This window comes from Pseudidiomarina sp. CB1, from assembly GCF_024752025.1.
Lineage (GTDB): Bacteria > Pseudomonadota > Gammaproteobacteria > Enterobacterales > Alteromonadaceae > Pseudidiomarina.
This window is the reverse complement of record NZ_JANTPU010000002.1, coordinates 389178-408420: the sequence shown is the minus strand read 5'-3', so window position 1 is coordinate 408420 and position 19243 is coordinate 389178. Positions and strand designations below refer to the sequence as shown.

Below are 19243 nucleotides of genomic sequence, written 5' to 3'. Positions count from 1 at the left end.
AAATACTGTACAAAGCGCATAAAAAAAGCTCGCACGCAGCGAGCTTTTTAACAAAACATCTCTATTTCAGGTGTTTATTTCTTCGGGCCGCCTTTACCGCCGCCTTTGCCACCGCCGTTACCGCCAGTGTCACCACCTGTATCACCACCGGTGTCACCAGCACAACCATTCGTCGTTAGGTAATCAACAGCTGCTTTGGCTTGCACAAGACCATAACCATAAGCATTGTCACGACCTGTTGCACCTAAATCTTTGGCCGATGCATGTAATGCCGCACGAATTTGATCGTTAGTACAGCTCGTATGCTGTGACCATACCAATGCTGCAACGCCAGCAACGTGAGGCGTTGCCATCGAGGTTCCATCAAAGAACGCCCAATCGCTATCAACCACGCTCACCGTACTTGAACTGCCAAGTTGCGACATCATAGCTGCACCGTCAGTATCTGACACGCCTACCGCCGGAATTGACGCTGAGTATTCGCCCAAGGTACCTAACAAAGGGCCAGGTTCATTGTTGTAAACAATAGCTGCAGCTCCGCCGCCAGCTTCACAAGCCTGTACCTTTTCAGCAAACGAAATCGCACCACGTTCGATCAAGCAAACCGCACCACTAGCACCAGCGCAAGCTGAGTCACCAATTCCACAATCAACTAGGCTTCCTGTAGCTTCGGTACGCGCAGAGCCATCCATCGCGTTAGCATCATAACCATTGCTTCCCACCGTCACAGCCACTTTTTCGCCAGTACCACGTGGCACCGAAGACAGTACAGCGACACCAGGGCCAGCAAGCTCAACTTGATCTGTTTGCTGCGAGAATGAAGCGATGGCTTCAGTGCTATCAACTGCTGCCACAGAGACAACCGAATCATACGACGCTGGATACGAGTGACGTGTGTTGCCGTCATTACCCGCTGCAGCGATGCTCAAAACGCCTGCACTATTGAGTTGGGCAAAGCCACGTTCTTCAGTACGGTTAGCACGGCTACCACCCAAACTCATATTAATGACTTGAGCACCTTCTGTTGCGCACTCATCTGCTGCCGCAATCAAAGAGGAAGAATATGACCAACCACTAGCGCTGAATACTTTCACGATGTGCAAGTTCAGGTTACCGTTGGGCAACACACCCACTACACCTTCACCATTCGCCAATGCTGCGATCGTGCCAGCAACATGTGTACCATGACCATTTTCATCGGTATACCAGTTACCTGAACCGCTATTGAAACGTCCTGTTACTCCGCTTGTAGGTAAGTCAGGATGGCCTAAATCGTAACCTGAATCGATGATACAAACTTTGACCGCACCGGCGCCTGCATCACTGACGAGATCTGCTTGCACTTGCGTGATGCCGTACGGCGTACCTGGCTCATACTGTGAGCTCGAAAGGTAACGTTTACTATCTTCTTCAACCAAAATAATATTTGGATTATTGCGCAGACCATTTAATGCTGCGCTTGGGACCGATACAGCCATCGCGTCCAGTTTGCTGAGGTCGACGTGTTTGTTACCACCAGCACGTTGCACCGCTTTTTCTACTTGTGCATGACTGCCTGGCTTGAATTGGATGATAACGCGTTCCTTATCGTTACCGGCATGAACTACCGCACTGCTAACAGCGAGCGCTAAAGCTGCGACGGCAAAGCCGCCACGCTTGGCAAAGTGCTTAGACATGTGTGTCACCTTATTATTGTTGTTTAACCTAATTTGTTGTTCGTCGCTCTTTTTTGTTTTTTCATCGAGCGAAGAAACATATTGAAATACTTTTTCTGGTTAATCAATGTTCGTTTGCAAGGATTTTGTAAAGAAGGCAAATACAGACAAACTGGACTTTTGTCGGTGAGTAATTACAATTCGCAGCTCATTTATGAAGCTTGAGGCATGCATGACACATATAGCGGTACAACCCGAACTCTATCAAGACCAACTCGATGACAAGGAGGCACGTTTAGATACCATGCTTGCACCGTTTTGCCAAGAGCCGCTCGCTGTGTTTGCCTCACCTGCCAAGCATTACCGAATGCGAGCTGAATTTCGGGTTTGGCACGAAGGCGACGACTTGTTCTATATCATGTTCGACCCAGAAACGCGGGCAAAGATTCGTATGGACGACTTCCCCGCAGGTAGTAAGCTGATGAATCAACTCATGCCTGCTGTACTGGACTATGTTCGCTCGCGTCCGATATTGCGGCAAAAGCTTTTTCAAGTTGAATTTCTAACCACAACAAGTCATCAGGCATTGATTAGCTTGATCTACCATCGTCCTCTTGATGACGAGTGGCAAACAGCAGCACTGCAATTACGTGGGGCGTTAAGTCAATTTGGTGAAATTCAACTCATCGGTCGCTCCCGCAAGCAAAAAATTGCCCTTGAACAAGACTGGGTAACAGAAACACTACCCATCGCTGGCCGCGATTATAAATTTCAACAAATCGAGAATAGCTTCACCCAGCCTAATGCCGCAGTAAATATTCACATGGTTGAGTGGGCTCTCTCGGCAACTACAGCAACAGATCATGACCTGTTAGAGCTGTATTGTGGTAACGGTAACTTTAGTTTGCCTTTAGCGCGTAACTTTAATCGCGTACTTGCCACTGAAATTAGTAAGACCAGCGTTGCCTCAGCGCGCTTTAACTGTCAGTTGAATGGCATCGATAATGTCACCGTGGTGCGAATGTCCGCAGAGGACTTTAGCGCAGTGATGCAAGGGGAAAAAGAATCGCGCCGCGCCGCGGAAGCCGAGCTAGAAAGCTTCAACTGTCAAACCGTGTTGGTTGACCCGCCTCGAGCTGGTCTTGATGATGATACTTTAGAGTTAGTTCGGCAGTATTCACGCATTATTTATATTTCGTGTAATCCCGAAACTTTAGTCGCGAACCTTGAAAAGTTAGCCACCACACACCGTGTCACCAAACGCGCTTTGTTTGATCAGTTTCCCTACACCCATCACATGGAAGCAGGGGTGGTGCTCGAACGTTGCACCGCTTAAGAAGTTGCTTTCGGCATCAGTACAGTGGTCGCGCGGCGGGTAAGCTTAAGGTTTACCCAATGCGCAGCAACAATAAGACTAGCACCAAGTAGAATAATCGCCGGCTCACCGATCTCGCCTAAGCTATCCTTGTGCCAGTAAATCACTCCACCGGCAACAAGCAGCAGTAGCGGATAAAAGCGTAAATGCTTGCGCATGCCAACAAGCAGCGCAACGAAACCGACAATCAGGCTAATACTTAAAATCGTGCGTTCGAGAAGTTCTTCACCGATGAACGATAAACCTATCAACGATAGCATCGGCAGGATCACAGGCAGCAACAAGCAGTGCAACGCACACAAGGTGGTCACCCAAATACCTGTTTTGTCTAAGGAGCGCTGTGTCATGTGCTCGATTACCTTACTATCGCCTTGGTGAAGTTGTTATATTATAACATCACGCTTCGATTCAGCAAGCCTCAAGCACGATCAATTGCGAACGGTAAAACTTCAGAGATGTAGTGTTTGCGGCAAACGAGCATCGCTAACCGATCAAAGCCCAAGGCGACACCAGAGCAAGCTGGCATGCCTTGCTGTAACGCCGCAAGTAAACGCGCATCACCGGTTCGCTGCGCTTTTCCAAGCTGCGCGCGGCGTGCATTATCCGTGGCGAAACGCTGCGCTTGCAGTTCTGCATCGGTGAGTTCTTGGTAACCATTGGCTAGTTCGAGACCGCCGTAAAAAACTTCAAACCGCAACGCTACGCGCTGGTCACTTGGGTCGAGCTGAGCCAGCGCCGCTTGGGAAGCTGGATAATGCGTGACCACTAACGGTACTTCGGGCTGCAGCTGTGGTTCGATAACCAACGCCATCGCACCCTCAAGCAAAGTGTCTAGATCACTTTCTGCGCTCGCCCAATCGCGCAGCTCTGGGCGTTGTGCCAATTCCGTTTGCAGCTGTGCTAAGGCGTTAGGAGCAAGCGGATCGATCCCTAACCGCGCCATAAACAGCTGCTGGTAAGTCATTTGCTGCAGAGGAGGAGCGTTCACGGTGGCTTGCAGTAATGCCCCGACCTCAGCAATGAGTTCCTGCATGCTATACCCAACGCGGTACCACTCAAGCATGGTAAATTCTGGATTGTGGCGCGGACTCTGCTCGTCCGCGCGAAATACCTTGCTCAATTGATAAATACAACCGCTGCCAGCTGCAAGCAATCGCTTCATGGCATATTCCGGCGACGTTTGCAGATAGTAAGTTGTCTGCAAAAATTCGGTTTGCAGGTTTTCGAGGTGGGGATCGGTGACACCGCATTGCGCTAACAAAGGCGTATCAACTTCGAGCACATTGCGCACGGCAAAGAAAGCGCGGGTGCTAGCCAATAATGCAGCGCGCGCTTTGAGCGTTTCAAGGGTTGCCGAAGGCTGCCAGTTCAACGAGCGCTGCATTGCTAGTTAGTGTTTACTTCTGCACGCGTGAGACGTATTCGCCAGTTCGCGTATCAACTTTAATCACTTCGCCGATTTGTACGAATAAAGGTACACGTACAACCGCGCCCGTGATCAAGGTCGCAGGCTTACCACCTGTACCGGCAGTATCACCTTTCAAACCTGGGTCCGTTTCAGTGATTTCCAGTTCGACAAAGTTCGGTGGTGTGACCGCAATGGGGTTACCGTTCCAAAGCGTCAAAGTACACACATCTTGCTCAACTAACCATTTGGTTGCATCGCCGACAGCTTTTTCGTCAGCAGCAATTTGCTCAAAGGTATCATTGTTCATGAAATGCCAGAACTCACCGTCGTTGTAGAGGTACGCCAAATCGACATCGATGACGTCGGCACCTTCTACGCTGTCACCCGACTTAAAGGTTTTTTCAACCACTTTGCCGCTGATCAACTTACGGATTTTCACGCGGTTAAAGGCTTGGCCCTTACCCGGCTTAACCATTTCGTTTTCAACAATGGCGCAAGGCTCGCCATCTTGCATGATCTTCAAACCAGCCTTGAATTCATTTGTACTGTAGTTCGCCATAGAGTCCTCATCTTCAAACAGGTTTAGCGATTTCGGCGGCAATAATAAACGATTAACGGGAAATTTTCAGGTAAAAATGATTTTCAGGTAAACTAGCGGCTTATCGATGAATCTTAACTAACTGTTTGCGAGTGTGTTGTGTCCAAAGCTGACGTCATTTCTATACGCCCCGCGTGGCAACAAGAGCTAGCCAAAGCCATTCGTGACCCCATTCTGCTCGGCCAACAACTTGACTTACCTGATGATTGGATTGCGGCACACAGTCGCGCACGGGAGCTGTTTCCGGTGATGGTGACGCGCCACTTTGTCAGTCTGATGGAGCGCGCAAATGTAGCCGACCCACTATTACGCCAAGTCATGCCAGCGCAGGATGAATATTTAGACCAAGCCGGTTTCGTTACTGACCCCTTGGCGGAGCAAGACAACACAACGCCAAGTCTCTTACACAAATATCGCTCCCGTGTTTTAGTTATTTTGCGCGGTGGTTGTGCGATCAATTGTCGCTACTGTTTTCGCCGGCACTTCCCTTATAACGAACATCATTTTGGCCGCGCACAAAGGCAAGAGCTGTTCACTTATATCCAAGCCGATCCGAACATTAACGAAGTAATACTTAGTGGTGGTGACCCGCTACTCGCCACCGATGATCAGCTTTTTCAATTACTCGCTGAGCTTGAGGTCATTCCGCAACTTAAACGCGTGCGTATTCATTCGCGCCTGCCCGTAGTGTTGCCTGAACGTCTAACCCCAGCGCTCGGTAAACGCCTTGGCGCAAGTCGACTGCAGGCCTTACTCGTGCTGCATACCAACCACCCGCATGAAGTAGCACCGCAATTGCATGAAGCGCTTGTTCCCTGGGCTCAGGCTGGTGTTACCTTGCTCAATCAGAGCGTTTTGTTGCGCGGTGTTAACGATAGCGCTGATGTGCTTGCGGAGTTAAGCGAAGCTTTGTTCGCCGCAAAAGTGATGCCCTATTACTTACATCAACTCGACAAAGTAAAAGGCGCCAGCCACTTTGCAGTGACTGACGCCGAAGCTTTACAAATTGCCGAGCAATTACGCGCTTTGCTGCCGGGCTTTTTAGTGCCGCGGCTGGTGCGCGAAGTTGCCGGTGAACCCAGCAAAACTCCGCTCGAGCTCACCCTTAATTAAGCCGTTAGTTGATCGAGGCCTTAAATTGCTTGTCGAACCAACCGTCCATCAGACGCTTCTCATAAAAGAGTGCGTCTCGACCGCTACGGACTGCGGAGCGCATCGTACCTGAATTCGCGCCCATATCTTTCAAGCGTACGTCAGCATCCTCAGCAATTACATTGCCATTAGCATCAGTATAGGTGAACGCAAAGCTCATGGCCGGATAGGAAATATCATCAAGTATGCGCATGTGGCTTGAAGCAGCCGAACCATAGGTCGGTTCAACGCGGCCTGCAATATCTAAGTCGGTCATAGTGACGGTCAACTTATGGTCGTCAGGCAATTTCGCACCTAGCGCTTTCCAATGCTCGGTTAAGCCATCCATGATTTGTTTTTCAAAACGGCTCTGAATATCGTTCACCGCCTCGATGTCGCGGTAGCTATCGACATCCTTCCATTCAACTTTAACTTCTGCAGCGAGTGCATTTACAGAAAACAGTGCTGCTGCGACTGCGACAGTTAACATAGTGATGTTTTTCATAATCCACCTCCTTTGGTAGCTTTGTCTATAAGACGACGCGCGACCTATGAATGTGACAATCTGAACAGTTCATTCCTATATTTCTATTCAAAACTCTTGACCGTCAGCTTTCAAACCACAACAAACCAGCAACCTCTTCGCATTAAGACAAAAAATGTCGCATCAGAACTGATACTCATAAATCATTCGGTTACGAGGCTCAATAATCATGGAATTCATTAGAAACAGCAAGGGTATAGCAATTGGAAAACTTCAAATACTTCAAAATGGCATTAAACGAATTTATTCGCTCAACCCAAGTCGATTGCTAGGTTGGTACGACCCAGCATCTGATAGAACCGTTGATGCGAGTACAGGTAGTTGGTTTGGCTATGGCGATCAGACCTTTCTGCTGCTCTCAAGAACACTTTAAGGGTGCGTGCATGAACAAAATCGTGAGTGATTATTTTTGCTGTCAGATACCAAAATCTGTTCAAGAAGATCCATTACTGCTTTTGGCGATGTCGGGTGTTCTAAATTCGGTATCCGGTAAATTTAAAATGTATATCGAGTCGATCAGAGTTGAAGAAGAAAGCCAACTGATATTTGAAAACACAAAGCGAATAAAGGTTACCACGAAGGTAGAATTCGCAAATCATGACTCACTAGTACGCTTTAACGCCATTGGCTCGCCAGCCCAATGCTATGCTCACGTCGTCGACCAGTTTACCAAATTCGTCAAAGAATATGATGACAAGATTTACCTTCAATCACATGACATTCCCAGCATGGAGGAACTAATGGACAACATTACGTTTGAACGCGAAAAACCAAGTACAAATTTAAATACCATCCAGCAACAAGTAGATCACTGGATCAAAAAAGTTGGCGTCAATTACTTTGACGAAATGACCAATTTGTCTAACCTCATTGAAGAAACAGGCGAGGTTGCGCGCTTGATTGGTAGAGAATTCGGGCAACAATCCTTTAAACCCGAAGAGCGTCCCATTTGCGTAAAGACCGCGATAGCTGATGAGCTATCTGATGTTTTATTTATCGTCGTGTGCCTGGCGAACCAAATGGAGATCGACTTGGACGAAGCATTTGCACGCAACATGGACAAGAAAACTAATCGCGACAAGGATAGGCATCAGAGTAACCCAGCTCTAAAGTTAACTAATTAGGTAGAATCATGAGTAGACCAGCTTTCCAAGCTTTAATGATGTGGAGTGATCCTCGCCAGTTCGAGGAGCAGCAGGTTTATCATTCGGTGCAACAGCTTGTTGCAACCCTGTTCGAAAGTGAAGGAGCCATACTTCAATTAAATAAGTTTCAATACCAATTATTACAGAGAATGGTTGCGGACAGTATGGATGTTATCAGTGATACAATTACAAACCACTCCGACGCTGCATCGCGTATACCTCTCATTGAGATTCTTGAGGACTTAATAAAGTTTGCTGATGAGATAGCTTTGCCTAATTGATGCAGCCCCAATTGAGACAGGGGTTGTCCTCTTTAATAAAGGCAGGATATTCTATAAATTAGAAAACAATTTCGGCCGATACCAGCGTTTATGTCCATTAAGTACAAACATTATACCGATGCATTAATGAAGTCCGTAAGAAGTGGAAAAAGTGCGGCGCGCAGCGTCGCTGAAATACTAGCCGATGAAAACATGCTGCAATGTGTTGCTGAGTATAACCCTGAACTACTCTCGACATCTGACTCCGATCGACTTTACGCAACAGAAAGCAAAATCTATGGCACGTTTTTTCGCAATATCACACGAAAACTTAATGAGCTGGTTATCACATATCAAGATGCGGAGTCCCCAAGCTTTTTAAAGATAATAAATAACGCCGAACGTGGTTTTGGAAAGGCTCGCTTTTATTGGGCAAATGACGAAGTAAGAAACGAAGCTTTGGGCTATGGCTCTGTTTCAAATACGCGCGTTGAGGCACGTATATTCGCCTTTCGTTTTATCAATGCATACCTTAGAGACTGCTTTCCTCCCTCTCTTATTGAAGAGCTAAAGAACGACATTGAAGAGTCTGATGTTGACGATAACCAGTTTAAGGAGCTAGAGAATAAACTAAGGTTTTGGCCGACATTTATTCAAGGAGAGAAGCAACCTGCTGTCGAAAATCATCCTCACTGGCGTGATGTGTTCGACGCACTTATCAACAACCGCGTCTTTTCCGCAACTTATGATTCAATGCATAAAAGCGTTGTTCCTGAATGTGTCACACTCTCTCCTCAGCGCATCCAGTATATTAATCACGATATAAAACTGTTCGCTTTTGTACACGAAATAAATACCTATTATAGCTTTCAACTAGATCGACTAAAAAACATACAGCAGGCTACTAACGTTAAATACCGAAGCATCAACTGGGATCAATTCGAAAAACACTATGACTTTGAGTTTCGCGGCGCTGACTGGGCTGTAAACCACCTCTGCAAAATAGGCTTTGGTGAACATATAAAGGTCACCTCAAATGGTGGTGGGACATCAAAAGTCACAGGTAAAGTGCTCATTCCCAATCATTTTAATAAGCAGGCGCCGGATGTGTTCGACTGCGTGAACTTTTTATCGAGCTTTGGTGACTCACTGCAAGTACTCAAACCCGATATTGTCAGAGCCGAATTCAAGCGGCGCGCTGAAGCGATGATTTCACTGTATGAAAACGATGACATCGAAAGAAGTATCCAGACTTTACTCGAGAGCGCTCACCAACAAACTTCGAATAATTTGATGCTTGGCGTATACAAGAAAAGATACTCGTAATAAAGTGTGCGCTAGGGACAGCATGGTTCTGCGCTAAGACAATATGGGGCCATTGGGTCGACCTACTTGAGCGCCAAGCATAAATAATCCGGCTTCCATTTTTCTTAAATCCATTTCTGGTTTTGTTCCCTTGCGCTTCACTAGTTCCTCAACTGCTTGCAGAAGCCAGTTTGCTCGAACATTCGACTCTGCATGGTGTAGTGAACTATTTGCAGCACTCGGGTATATCGCTTTCATGCCGATATTAAAAATGACGTTTGGATCTCTTGCCGGTACACCTTGTCGTAGAAAGCGAAGACCCAATGCGTTACTCAACTCAGTAGAATGAATAGGTCGTTTATGTAAGAACTTAATAAAGAGCAACCCCAGTCCCGCCGCTACCCGAGAGTCATAAATAATGAATTGGGATGGCGACATCAGTGCAAATACTTTTGTATAGCCGGAATTCATTCTAAATAGTGAAGGCATAGCATGCAGTTGAACTTGCTCCGCCAGTAAAGCTTCTAATGTCTCTAGGAAATAAGAGAGGACACCGGCTCTCGTTGGAAAGTTACTCTCCAGCCACGCAATATTATTCCGGTAAAGTGATGCTGATTTTCGGTATCCAGCGCCCCATAGCAAACAATCATCTACGGCTTTAAAAAAGGCTTCATCCGATGATGCACTTATAGCATCATTTAATTGTGCTGATATTATATCAAGCCGCTCTTTGTTCTCCTCAAGAGACTCTTTTGCCCAAAAATATTCCGTCAAAGCGTCATTGAACACCCTATAATTGACTATTCTTTGCGGATTATCGATCCAATAATCGGACGGATATTCTTTATTTTGTTTTGGAACCGAAAAAGTTAAATTCAAAGTCTCCTTATCAGTGACAACCAGGTACAGGTATTCAATGAACTCTGAAACAACTGAATTACTTAAATAATTTGTTTTACTAATCGTTTTTTCTTTCATTAAGTGTGGACCGTTGTTAATTGTTATAATGAGGCTTGCGCACTTTCACCATCATAAACCGAGATAAGACTTATTTTGTCTTATTGAATACAAGAAAGCCCCGTAAAAACGGGGCTTCAAGAGCATTTGTGGAAGAACAAAACCTCCTCTAAGAGGTAAGGAGGCTTACATCATGCCGCCCATACCACCCATGCCGCCCATATCAGGGGCTGGTGCTTCTTCCTTTGGAAGTTCAGCAACCATCGCTTCGGTGGTGATCATCAGTGCGGCTACTGACGCAGCGAACTGCAATGCTGAACGGGTTACTTTGGTTGGATCCAAGATACCCATGTCGAGCATGTCGCCATAAGTGTCGTTGCCAGCGTTGTAACCGTAGTTGCCTTCGCCGTTCTTCACGTTGTTCGCAACAACTGAGCCTTCGGCGCCAGCATTGGTTGCGATTTGACGCAGTGGCGATTCCATCGCGCGCAACGCAAGTTTGATACCAACGTTTTGCTCTTCGTTGTCACCACGTAGGTCGCCAAGTTTGCTCGCGGCGCGCACGAGGGCCACACCGCCACCAGGGACTACGCCTTCTTCAACGGCTGCGCGAGTTGCGTGCAGCGCGTCTTCGACGCGCGCTTTCTTCTCTTTCATTTCAACTTCGGTTGCTGCGCCAACTTTGATAACTGCCACACCGCCAGCTAATTTAGCCAAACGCTCTTGCAGTTTCTCTTTGTCGTAGTCAGAAGAAGTTTCTTCAATCTGTTGACGAATTTGCGTCACGCGGCCTTCGATTGCTGCTTGGTCACCGTTGCCGTCGACCACAGTAGTGTTGTCTTTGTTGATCACTACGCGCTTCGCAGTACCAAGGTCTTCCAACTGAGCTTTTTCCAGCTCCATACCGATTTCTTCAGAAATCACGGTACCACCAGTCAACACAGCGATGTCTTGCAACATAGCTTTGCGACGGTCACCGAAGCCAGGCGCTTTAACAGCGGCAACTTTAACGATGCCGCGCATGTTATTCACAACCAAGGTCGCTAAGGCTTCGCCTTCAACATCTTCAGCGATGATCAATAGTGGCTTGCCAGACTTCGCTACGCCTTCAAGAGTTGGTAGCAACTCGCGGATGTTTGAAATCTTCTTGTCAACCAACAAGATGTACGGGCTATCGAGCTCAACAGTGCCGTTTTCTTGATTGTTGATGAAATATGGTGACAAGTAGCCACGGTCGAACTGCATACCCTCAACAACGTCAAGCTCGTCTTGCAATGCTTGACCTTCTTCAACAGTGATCACGCCTTCTTTGCCTACTTTTTCCATGGCTTTCGCGATGATTTCACCGATGGTGCTGTCAGAGTTCGCAGAGATCGTACCAACCTGCGCGATGGCTTTGTTGTTGTCGCACGGCTGAGAAATTTTCTTCAATTCTTCAACTGCAGCGATAACCGCTTTGTCGATACCGCGCTTCAGGTCCATCGGGTTCATACCCGCAGCAACAGCTTTCAAACCTTCGTTGACGATCGATTGTGCCAGCACAGTAGCAGTCGTCGTGCCGTCACCCGCTTCATCATTCGCTTTTGACGCAACTTCTTTCACCATTTGTGCGCCCATGTTTTCAAACTTGTCTTCAAGCTCGATTTCTTTTGCTACTGAAACACCATCTTTGGTGATTACAGGTGCGCCGAATGATTTTTCCAAAACAACGTTGCGGCCTTTTGGACCCAAGGTTACTTTGACTGCATCAGCCAGTACGTTCACGCCTTTGAGCATGCGCTGACGAGCATTGTTACCAAACTTTACTTCTTTAGCTGCCATGTTCGTATTCCTCTTTCGAATCTGTTTCTAGCTGAATTAACCTTCAACGATCGCGAGAATGTCTGACTCGCTCATGATCAAGTACTCTTCACCGTCGATTTTCTCGGTTTTGACACCGTAGCCTTCGCTGAATAGCACTTTATCGCCGACTTTAACGTCAAGTGCTTTGACTTCACCGCTGTCCAAAATGCGGCCGTTACCGACTGCAACGACTTCGCCACGGGTCGACTTTTCGGCTGCCGAACCAGTTAATACGATGCCGCCTGCAGACTTAGTTTCTGCTTCAGAGCGTTTAATGATCACTCGATCATGTAAAGGACGAAGTTTCATCTTTGATAACTCCTAAACCTAGTTGTGGGTTGATAACTTACCCTTGTGATTACCCACAAGGGCTGTTAAAAAATGTTGTGCCACAGTTATGGGGTGCAAAATCCTGAACTCAAGGCTTTTCGAAAAAAAAATTTAAGGACTCACCATGAGCGCTAGCTATCATTTAGTGTTTTGCAGCTGTCCAGACAAGAATACCGCGAAGGCCATCGCCGAAAAGGTTCTGCGTGCGCGCCTTGCCGCCTGTGTTAACATTGGCGCTGCTTCTACGTCGATGTATTGGTGGGACGATCACTTACATAGTGACGAAGAAGTCATTTTGAATATCAAAACAACGTCGGAACAATTACCGGCACTGTTTGAAATGGTGCAGGCTGCACACCCTTATGATGTGGCCGAACTTATTGCCGTACCTATTGAAGCCGGCAGTGAGGCTTATTTGCAGTGGTTAACAGAGGTAACATCTTAATGCAGTACCGCCAGTGGTTTGTAGCGGCTTTTTTGACGCTGTTCCTAGTCGTCTTTAACGGCGCAGCGCATGCGCAAGACTTTAACGCAGGCAACGACGACCCCTTTGCACAAAATCAATTTTTACCCGTTGACCAAGCCTTCCAATTTGACTTTCGCCAACAAGGTAAGCAGCTTGAGCTCACCTTCGAAATTGCCGAGGGCTATTACCTCTATCAGCATCGCTTTCAATTTGACCCAGCCATTCCCTTAGCGGCCCAGCCGCAGTTGCCAGAAGGCGAAGCTCATTACGACGAATTTTTTGGCGAATCCATCATCTATCGTGATCAAGTGACGCTTAAACTTACCTTGGCGAACATCGCGGCCAATAATTTCACCTTAGGTTATCAAGGCTGTGCCGACGCTGGCTTATGTTATCCGCCAAGTACCAAAGAAATTCCGTTAGGCGCAGTCACTGACTCAGCAGCCACCGGGGTTGAACCCGTCCCAGCGGCGGTAGATTTCGAGCAAATCGCCGCCAACAGTCAGCAGTTTACTGCCAACAGTTTATTTAGCGACTTAACTGAGCAGCCCCTGGTTTGGGTACTGCTGGTGTTCTTTGTCGCCGGTATCGGTCTCGCCTTTACTCCTTGTGTGCTGCCCATGTATCCGATTCTTTCAACGGTGATCATGGGGCCCAATAAGGCTCTTAAAACCACACGCGCCTTCACGCTGTCGTTTGCTTATGTCCAAGGCATGGCCATCACCTACTCTGCGCTTGGTATTGTCGTAGCGCTTGCGGGTCTGCGTTATCAAGCGATGCTACAACACCCTTTTGTGTTGATCGTACTAGCGGCGCTGTTTGTGTTGTTAGCACTGAGTATGCTCGGACTCTATAACCTGCAATTACCGAGCAAGTGGCAAAATTATTTGCATGAAGTAAGTCAACAACAGCGCGGCGGTGCCCACCGTAGCGTTTTCGTGATGGGCGTGTTGTCCGGTTTAATTGCTTCGCCGTGCACCACTGCACCCTTGTCAGGCGTGTTGTTGTTTATCGCGCAATCAGGCGATATTGCAGTCGGTGCGAGTGTGCTGTACGCCTTGAGCTTAGGCATGGGATTACCACTTATTTTATTTGGTACCACCGGTGGTAAATTGTTGCCCAAGGCCGGCGCTTGGATGAACGTGGTCAAACGAATCTTTGGCGTGGTACTTCTAGCTGTTGCGGTAATCTTTATTGAACGCTTATTGCCTGTTGCCGTTGCGGACTGGCTATGGATCGTATTTATCTCACTCAGCGCTTTGTACCTGATTATCACTTCGTTACGCGATATTGAAAGTGGCGTGGCAGTTCTGATCAGCGCGGCATGGTTAGCCTTGGCGACTTGGCTGTTGTTCTTGTGGTGGCCGCAAGGCAACCACGCCGAGCTGCCCTTTAAACAGGTTTCATCGGTGGCCGAAATAGAAGCACAACTCGCTTCGGCAGAACCCACACAATTGGTCATGCTCGACCTTTATGCGGATTGGTGCGTCGCCTGTAAAGAGTTTGAACGCTATACCTTTACCGATGCGCAAGTACAAAATGCGCTGGCCGATGCTATCGTTTTGCAAGCCGATGTGACGAAAAACACCCCGACCACTAACGCGCTATTGCAAAACTACCAAGTTGTTGGACTACCAACCATTTTGTTTTTCTATGATGGTAAGTTGGTGCCGAATGCGCGTGTGGCAGGGTTTCTCGACGCCGAGGCCTTTGTACAGCACCTTGAAGAAGTTGAGGCAACACAAAATTTGCAGTGATCTTCGGTGATAAGACCAGTATTTTGCTGCGTTTCGGTCATTTTTATCTATAATGCCAAGGTACCAGTGTAATTTGCTGTGCAACTTTGAAAATTTCGCACAAAAAGCAACTTACTGATAACTTCGCAACAGATAGCAGCAAAATGGCCGAAAATAATCAACATAACTACAGAATCATGTTGTTGAACGGCCCCAACTTAAATAGGTTGGGGCAACGTGAGCCAGAGATCTACGGCTCCGCCACCCTCGCGCACATCGAAAGCGAGTTACGCCACAAGGCCGAAGCCCTTGGTGTGACCCTCGACTGCCGACAGTCGAACGCCGAACACGAACTCATTGATTGGGTCCAAGAGGCAGCGTCCAGCAAAGTAGACTTTATCATTATTAATCCGGCGGCCTACACACATACGAGTATCGCCCTGCGCGATGCCTTTGCTGCCGTTGCAATTCCGTTTATCGAAGTACACTTGTCCAATATTCATGCGCGCGAAGCTTTTCGTCGCCATTCTTATTTAGCCGAATTAGCCGTTGGGGTGATTTGCGGTTGTGGCGCACAGGGTTATGAACTAGCTCTGCAAGCTGCAGTCTCAAATTTACAGCAACGCGATAACACCTAACTATTATCTACGGGGTCACAACAGATCATGGATATTCGTAAAATCAAAAAATTAATTGAACTGGTCGAAGAATCAGGTATCGCCGAACTTGAAATCACCGAAGGTGAAGAGTCGGTTCGTATCCACCGTGGTGGCAGCCAAATGGCAGCGCCAATGCATTATCAACCAGCGCCAATGCACGCCCCTGCAGCACCTGCTCCAGCGCCTGCCGCTCCAGCAGCTCCAGTTGAAGCCGCAGAACCTGAATTGAGCGGTCATATTGTCCGTTCGCCAATGGTCGGTACTTTTTATGCCGCGCCAGCTCCTGGCGCAAACGATTTCGTTAGCGTTGGGCAACAAGTCAAAGCTGGCGATACCCTGTGTATCGTTGAAGCCATGAAGATGATGAACCAAATCGAAGCGGACAAAGGCGGCGTGGTGAAACAAATCCTCGTTGAGAATGGCGAGCCTGTTGAGTTCGACCAGCCGCTATTCGTGATCGAGTAAACACCACAAATCAGGACATCATCATGTTAGATAAGGTTGTCATTGCAAACCGAGGTGAAATTGCCTTGCGCGTGTTACGTGCATGCAAGGAGCTCGGTATCAAGACGGTTGCGGTGCACTCGACGGTTGACCGTAATCTCAAACACGTGCTGTTGGCGGATGAATCGATTTGTATCGGTAATGCACCAGCCAACGAGAGTTACTTAAATATTCCGCGCATTATTAGTGCTGCTGAGATAACCGACGCAGCTGCCATCCACCCTGGCTACGGCTTCCTTGCGGAAAACGCTGACTTTGCCGAACAGGTGGAAAATTCAGGTTTCATTTTTGTCGGTCCAACGGCTGATGTGATCCGCTTAATGGGCGATAAAGTTTCTGCCATTGAAGCGATGAAAAAAGCTGGCGTTCCTTGCGTACCTGGCTCAGGTGGCCCACTTGGCGACGATGAAGAAAAGAACTTAAAAATCGCCAAGCGCATTGGCTACCCAGTGATCGTTAAAGCTGCCGGTGGTGGTGGCGGTCGTGGTATGCGCGTTGTGCGCAAAGAAGAAGAACTCATTCGCGCCATTAGTACCACGCAAGCAGAAGCTGGTGCGGCATTTGGGAACTCAATGGTGTACATGGAAAAATTCCTTGAGAATCCACGCCACATTGAGATCCAAGTACTCGCCGATGGTCAAGGCAACGCTGTTTACCTTGGTGAACGGGACTGCTCGATGCAACGTCGTCACCAAAAAGTCGTGGAAGAAGCGCCTGCTCCTGGAATTACTGCAGAAATGCGCAAGTACATCGGCGAGCGTTGTGCCAAAGCCTGCTTGGAAATTGGTTACCGCGGCGCTGGTACCTTCGAGTTTCTCTATGAGAACGGCGAGTTCTACTTTATTGAAATGAACACCCGTATTCAGGTAGAACACCCGGTTACCGAAATGGTTACCGGCATTGATTTGATCAAAGAGCAGTTACGCATCGCTGCCGGTCGTCCGCTGTCATTCTCACAAGAAGACGTAGTGATTCGAGGCCATGCGGTGGAATGCCGTATCAATGCCGAAGATCCAAATACCTTCGTTCCATCGCCGGGATTAATCACTCGCTTCCATCCGCCGGGTGGCTTGGGTGTGCGTTGGGATTCACACGTCTACGCGGACTACAAAGTGCCGCCGAACTACGACTCGATGATTGGTAAACTCATCACCTACGGCGAAAACCGTGATGTGGCAATTGCACGCATGCGCAATGCTTTGAGTGAGCTTATCATTGAAGGTATCAAAACCAACGTACCATTACAGAAAGACATTATGGCTGATGAAAACTTCCAGCATGGTGGCACGAACATCCACTATCTCGAGAAGAAACTTGGCATGGGTGGTCATTAACCCCCATGCCATGGATTCAGCTTACGGTATCTGCGCCTGAGCAACATGCACCGCTGGTCGGTGACATGTTGCAGGGCAACGGCGCTATGGCGGTGACCTATCGCGATGCGCAAGACAATCCCATTTTTGAGCCGCCACTCGGTGAAGTGCTGTATTGGCAAGAAACGCTGGTGACGGGTCTCTTTCCCGCCGCGGCGGATCTTAAGCCGGTGCTGGCAAACCTACGCAAATCAAAATACTTCAAGGATGGCCTGAACTATAAAACCGACCCGCTCGAAGACAAAGACTGGGAACGTGAGTGGATGGATAACTTTCATCCGATTCAGTTCGGTCAACGTTTATGGGTGTGCCCCAGCTGGCGGGACATTCCAGATCCCAACGCGGTCAATATCCTACTCGACCCCGGCATGGCCTTTGGTACTGGTACTCACCCAACCACGGCCCTTTGCTTGCAATGGTTGGACAGCCAAGACTTGAGCGGCAAAACCGTCGTCGATTTTGGCTGTGGATCAGGTATTTTGGCAATTGCAGCATTGTTATTGGGAGCCGAGCGCGCGATCGGTATCGATATTGATCGTCAAGCGTTAATCGCCAGCCGCGAAAACGCTGAACGGAACGGCGTGGCGGAACGCTTGGAGGTTTATTTGCCGAGTGAACAACCGACCATGGCGGCCGATATTGTTTTGGCCAACGTCTTGGCTGGACCGTTGCAAGAGCTCGCTGCCGTCATCAAAGGTTATGTCGGTCCGCAGGGGGATTTAGTGATGTCTGGCATCCTTGAACGGCAAATTGAAGCCGTGCAAAACGCTTATAACGCTGATTTCACATTTGACCCGGCTACCGTGCAAGATGACTGGGTAATGCTCCACGCAACGCGTAAACAGTAGCTTGTCATTAAATTGTCAAGAGTAAAAAGTGCAAAAAAGGCTGCTTTTGTACAAAATACAGCCTTTTCTTTCTGTGCTAAATTCCCTAAAATTTCCGACCCTTGAGTTGAACAGTTTTTAACCGATGCGGATCGGACCTTATCTCCTCGACAATCCAGTGATCTTAGCACCCATGGCGGGTGTCACAGATCTTCCTTTTCGCCAGCTGTGCAATGAGCTTGGTGCAGGATTAACTGTCTCTGAGATGCTGTCGAGTAATCCACGCGTATGGCAAACCCAAAAGTCGCAAAAGCGCATGGGGCATGCTAACGAGCCCGGTATAAAGGCTGTTCAAATCGCTGGGTGCGAACCTGAGTTGATGGCGCAAGCGGCACAGCATAATGTGGCGAATGGCGCGCAGATCATTGACATCAACATGGGCTGCCCAGCCAAAAAGGTGAATAAAAAGATGGCGGGTTCAGCATTGCTGCAATACCCCGACCTAGTGCAAGACATCTTGTATGCGGTCGTCAACGCAGTAGATGTTCCCGTCACCTTGAAGATACGTACAGGCTGGGATCCTGACAATCGTAATGGCGTTGCTATTGCTCAGCTTGCGGAACAAGCTGGTATTCAGTCCCTCGCGGTACACGGACGCACGCGTGCTTGTATGTACAAAGGAGAAGCGGAATACGACACCATTCGAGCCATAAAACAGGCGGTGACGATTCCAGTTGTTGCTAATGGTGACATCAGAACTCCAGCTAAAGCTCGTGAGGTTTTAGCTTATACCGGTGCCGATGCCATTATGATCGGTCGCGGCGCCCAAGGTAATCCATGGCTGTTTCGCGAAATTGCGCATTACTTGGCAACCGGCGAACAGTTGGCAAAGCCGAGCATGAGTGAAGTAACTGACGTGGTCATGCGGCATGTAAAACGTTTGCATGAACATTACGGTGACTTTACCGGTGTACGGATTGCCCGAAAACATGTGGGTTGGTACTTGCAAGAGCAACAGCCTGCGGCAGAATTTCGCCGCCAATTTGTGACTATCGAGGATGCCGCCGAGCAAATCGATGCACTGGCGACGTTTTTTAACTCAGTAAACTAAGAAGAGATAGAGCGCAC

Annotated in this window: 20 protein-coding genes; 12 read left to right on the top strand and 8 right to left on the bottom strand. The window is 48.2% G+C overall.

What is annotated here, in order from left to right; translation table 11 throughout:
* Nucleotides 1-74: 74 nt before the first annotated feature.
* Nucleotides 75-1676, bottom strand: coding sequence for a S8 family serine peptidase (locus tag NV375_RS11240; RefSeq protein WP_258808297.1), 1602 nt, complete (start codon nt 1674-1676; stop codon nt 75-77).
* Nucleotides 1677-1887: 211 nt separating this feature from the next.
* Between NV375_RS11240 and trmA the strand changes: the two genes are divergently transcribed.
* On the top strand, nt 1888-2991 hold the full coding sequence (gene trmA, locus NV375_RS11235; RefSeq protein WP_258808296.1) for a tRNA (uridine(54)-C5)-methyltransferase TrmA: 1104 nt from the start codon (nt 1888-1890) through the stop codon (nt 2989-2991).
* Here trmA and NV375_RS11230 read toward each other — a convergent pair.
* The 3 genes from NV375_RS11230 to efp form a co-directional block, all read right to left on the bottom strand.
* Nucleotides 2988-3377 (bottom strand): MerC domain-containing protein, encoded by a 390-nt coding sequence (locus tag NV375_RS11230; RefSeq protein WP_258808295.1) that lies wholly within the window; start codon nt 3375-3377, stop codon nt 2988-2990. The two genes, trmA and NV375_RS11230, sit on opposite strands and share 4 nt — an antisense overlap.
* Nucleotides 3378-3448: 71 nt before the next feature.
* On the bottom strand, nt 3449-4414 hold the full coding sequence (epmA, locus tag NV375_RS11225) for an elongation factor P--(R)-beta-lysine ligase (RefSeq protein WP_258808294.1): 966 nt from the start codon (nt 4412-4414) through the stop codon (nt 3449-3451).
* Nucleotides 4415-4427: 13 nt separating this feature from the next.
* Complete coding sequence (gene efp, locus NV375_RS11220) at nt 4428-4997, bottom strand: elongation factor P (protein WP_126833528.1); 570 nt, start codon at nt 4995-4997, stop codon at nt 4428-4430.
* 138 nt (nt 4998-5135) lie between these two features.
* On the opposite strand from efp, the gene epmB reads away from it, so the two are divergent.
* Complete coding sequence (gene epmB, locus NV375_RS11215) at nt 5136-6149, top strand: EF-P beta-lysylation protein EpmB (protein WP_258808293.1); 1014 nt, start codon at nt 5136-5138, stop codon at nt 6147-6149.
* 4 nt (nt 6150-6153) lie between these two features.
* Here the strand turns inward: epmB and NV375_RS11210 are convergent, their stop codons facing one another.
* Nucleotides 6154-6672 carry a DUF3016 domain-containing protein gene (locus tag NV375_RS11210; protein ID WP_258808292.1) on the bottom strand — a complete coding sequence of 173 codons (519 nt, stop codon included), beginning with the start codon at nt 6670-6672 and terminating at the stop codon, nt 6154-6156.
* Between the two features lie 422 nt (nt 6673-7094).
* Between NV375_RS11210 and NV375_RS11205 the strand changes: the two genes are divergently transcribed.
* The 3 genes from NV375_RS11205 (at nt 7095) to NV375_RS11195 (ending at nt 9442) form a co-directional block, all read left to right on the top strand.
* On the top strand, nt 7095-7835 hold the full coding sequence (locus NV375_RS11205; protein ID WP_258808291.1) for a nucleotide pyrophosphohydrolase: 741 nt from the start codon (nt 7095-7097) through the stop codon (nt 7833-7835).
* 8 nt (nt 7836-7843) lie between these two features.
* The gene (locus NV375_RS11200; protein WP_258808290.1) at nt 7844-8137 is read left to right on the top strand and encodes a hypothetical protein; all 294 of its coding nucleotides are present in this window, start codon (nt 7844-7846) and stop codon (nt 8135-8137) included.
* Nucleotides 8138-8227: 90 nt separating this feature from the next.
* Nucleotides 8228-9442, top strand: a complete 1215-nt coding sequence (locus tag NV375_RS11195) for a WYL domain-containing protein (RefSeq protein ID WP_258808289.1) — start codon at nt 8228-8230, stop codon at nt 9440-9442.
* A 33-nt stretch (nt 9443-9475) separates the two neighbouring features.
* Here NV375_RS11195 and NV375_RS11190 read toward each other — a convergent pair whose 3' ends face one another.
* The 3 genes from NV375_RS11190 to NV375_RS11180 form a co-directional block, all read right to left on the bottom strand.
* Nucleotides 9476-10399 (bottom strand): hypothetical protein, encoded by a 924-nt coding sequence (locus tag NV375_RS11190; RefSeq protein WP_258808288.1) that lies wholly within the window; start codon nt 10397-10399, stop codon nt 9476-9478.
* A gap of 165 nt (nt 10400-10564) precedes the next feature.
* A complete protein-coding gene (groL, locus tag NV375_RS11185; RefSeq protein ID WP_126773665.1) occupies nt 10565-12199 on the bottom strand; it encodes a chaperonin GroEL in 1635 nt (544 codons plus the stop codon).
* Nucleotides 12200-12235: 36 nt separating this feature from the next.
* Nucleotides 12236-12529, bottom strand: a complete 294-nt coding sequence (locus NV375_RS11180; protein WP_258808287.1) for a co-chaperone GroES — start codon at nt 12527-12529, stop codon at nt 12236-12238.
* A gap of 145 nt (nt 12530-12674) precedes the next feature.
* Between NV375_RS11180 and cutA the strand changes: the two genes are divergently transcribed.
* From cutA to dusB, 7 genes are all read left to right on the top strand, one after another.
* Nucleotides 12675-12995: a divalent-cation tolerance protein CutA gene (cutA, locus tag NV375_RS11175; RefSeq protein WP_126773662.1), complete on the top strand. Its 321-nt coding sequence runs from the start codon at nt 12675-12677 to the stop codon at nt 12993-12995.
* Entirely contained in the window at nt 12995-14773 is a 1779-nt protein-coding gene (locus tag NV375_RS11170) for a protein-disulfide reductase DsbD (protein ID WP_258808286.1), read from the top strand. Before cutA ends, NV375_RS11170 begins: the two co-directional genes overlap by 1 nt.
* A 143-nt stretch (nt 14774-14916) precedes the next feature.
* The gene (aroQ, locus tag NV375_RS11165; protein WP_258808285.1) at nt 14917-15390 is read left to right on the top strand and encodes a type II 3-dehydroquinate dehydratase; all 474 of its coding nucleotides are present in this window, start codon (nt 14917-14919) and stop codon (nt 15388-15390) included.
* A 27-nt stretch (nt 15391-15417) separates the two neighbouring features.
* Nucleotides 15418-15876, top strand: a complete 459-nt coding sequence (gene accB / locus NV375_RS11160) for an acetyl-CoA carboxylase biotin carboxyl carrier protein (protein WP_258808284.1) — start codon at nt 15418-15420, stop codon at nt 15874-15876.
* Nucleotides 15877-15899: 23 nt separating this feature from the next.
* Complete coding sequence (gene accC / locus NV375_RS11155; protein ID WP_258808283.1) at nt 15900-17249, top strand: acetyl-CoA carboxylase biotin carboxylase subunit; 1350 nt, start codon at nt 15900-15902, stop codon at nt 17247-17249.
* Nucleotides 17250-17254: 5 nt separating this feature from the next.
* Nucleotides 17255-18136: a 50S ribosomal protein L11 methyltransferase gene (prmA, locus tag NV375_RS11150; RefSeq protein ID WP_258808282.1), complete on the top strand. Its 882-nt coding sequence runs from the start codon at nt 17255-17257 to the stop codon at nt 18134-18136.
* A gap of 124 nt (nt 18137-18260) precedes the next feature.
* Nucleotides 18261-19226, top strand: coding sequence for a tRNA dihydrouridine synthase DusB (gene dusB / locus NV375_RS11145; RefSeq protein ID WP_258808281.1), 966 nt, complete (start codon nt 18261-18263; stop codon nt 19224-19226).
* Nucleotides 19227-19243: the final 17 nt, after the last annotated feature.

What these genes read in the sequence shown, in the direction of transcription:
- NV375_RS11180 (WP_258808287.1), bottom strand. Translation starts at nt 12,529, where the DNA reads ATGAAACTTCGTCCTTTACATGATCGAGTGATCATTAAACGCTCTGAA.
- efp (WP_126833528.1), bottom strand. Translation starts at nt 4,997, where the DNA reads ATGGCGAACTACAGTACAAATGAATTCAAGGCTGGTTTGAAGATCATG.
- NV375_RS11205 (WP_258808291.1), top strand. Translation starts at nt 7,095, where the DNA reads ATGAACAAAATCGTGAGTGATTATTTTTGCTGTCAGATACCAAAATCT.
- accC (WP_258808283.1), top strand. Translation starts at nt 15,900, where the DNA reads ATGTTAGATAAGGTTGTCATTGCAAACCGAGGTGAAATTGCCTTGCGC.
- NV375_RS11200 (WP_258808290.1), top strand. Translation starts at nt 7,844, where the DNA reads ATGAGTAGACCAGCTTTCCAAGCTTTAATGATGTGGAGTGATCCTCGC.
- cutA (WP_126773662.1), top strand. Translation starts at nt 12,675, where the DNA reads ATGAGCGCTAGCTATCATTTAGTGTTTTGCAGCTGTCCAGACAAGAAT.
- NV375_RS11170 (WP_258808286.1), top strand. Translation starts at nt 12,995, where the DNA reads ATGCAGTACCGCCAGTGGTTTGTAGCGGCTTTTTTGACGCTGTTCCTA.
- NV375_RS11190 (WP_258808288.1), bottom strand. Translation starts at nt 10,399, where the DNA reads ATGAAAGAAAAAACGATTAGTAAAACAAATTATTTAAGTAATTCAGTT.
- NV375_RS11195 (WP_258808289.1), top strand. Translation starts at nt 8,228, where the DNA reads ATGTCCATTAAGTACAAACATTATACCGATGCATTAATGAAGTCCGTA.
- NV375_RS11240 (WP_258808297.1), bottom strand. Translation starts at nt 1,676, where the DNA reads ATGTCTAAGCACTTTGCCAAGCGTGGCGGCTTTGCCGTCGCAGCTTTA.
- prmA (WP_258808282.1), top strand. Translation starts at nt 17,255, where the DNA reads ATGCCATGGATTCAGCTTACGGTATCTGCGCCTGAGCAACATGCACCG.
- dusB (WP_258808281.1), top strand. Translation starts at nt 18,261, where the DNA reads ATGCGGATCGGACCTTATCTCCTCGACAATCCAGTGATCTTAGCACCC.
- NV375_RS11210 (WP_258808292.1), bottom strand. Translation starts at nt 6,672, where the DNA reads ATGAAAAACATCACTATGTTAACTGTCGCAGTCGCAGCAGCACTGTTT.
- aroQ (WP_258808285.1), top strand. Translation starts at nt 14,917, where the DNA reads ATGGCCGAAAATAATCAACATAACTACAGAATCATGTTGTTGAACGGC.
- epmA (WP_258808294.1), bottom strand. Translation starts at nt 4,414, where the DNA reads ATGCAGCGCTCGTTGAACTGGCAGCCTTCGGCAACCCTTGAAACGCTC.
- NV375_RS11230 (WP_258808295.1), bottom strand. Translation starts at nt 3,377, where the DNA reads ATGACACAGCGCTCCTTAGACAAAACAGGTATTTGGGTGACCACCTTG.
- accB (WP_258808284.1), top strand. Translation starts at nt 15,418, where the DNA reads ATGGATATTCGTAAAATCAAAAAATTAATTGAACTGGTCGAAGAATCA.
- groL (WP_126773665.1), bottom strand. Translation starts at nt 12,199, where the DNA reads ATGGCAGCTAAAGAAGTAAAGTTTGGTAACAATGCTCGTCAGCGCATG.
- trmA (WP_258808296.1), top strand. Translation starts at nt 1,888, where the DNA reads ATGACACATATAGCGGTACAACCCGAACTCTATCAAGACCAACTCGAT.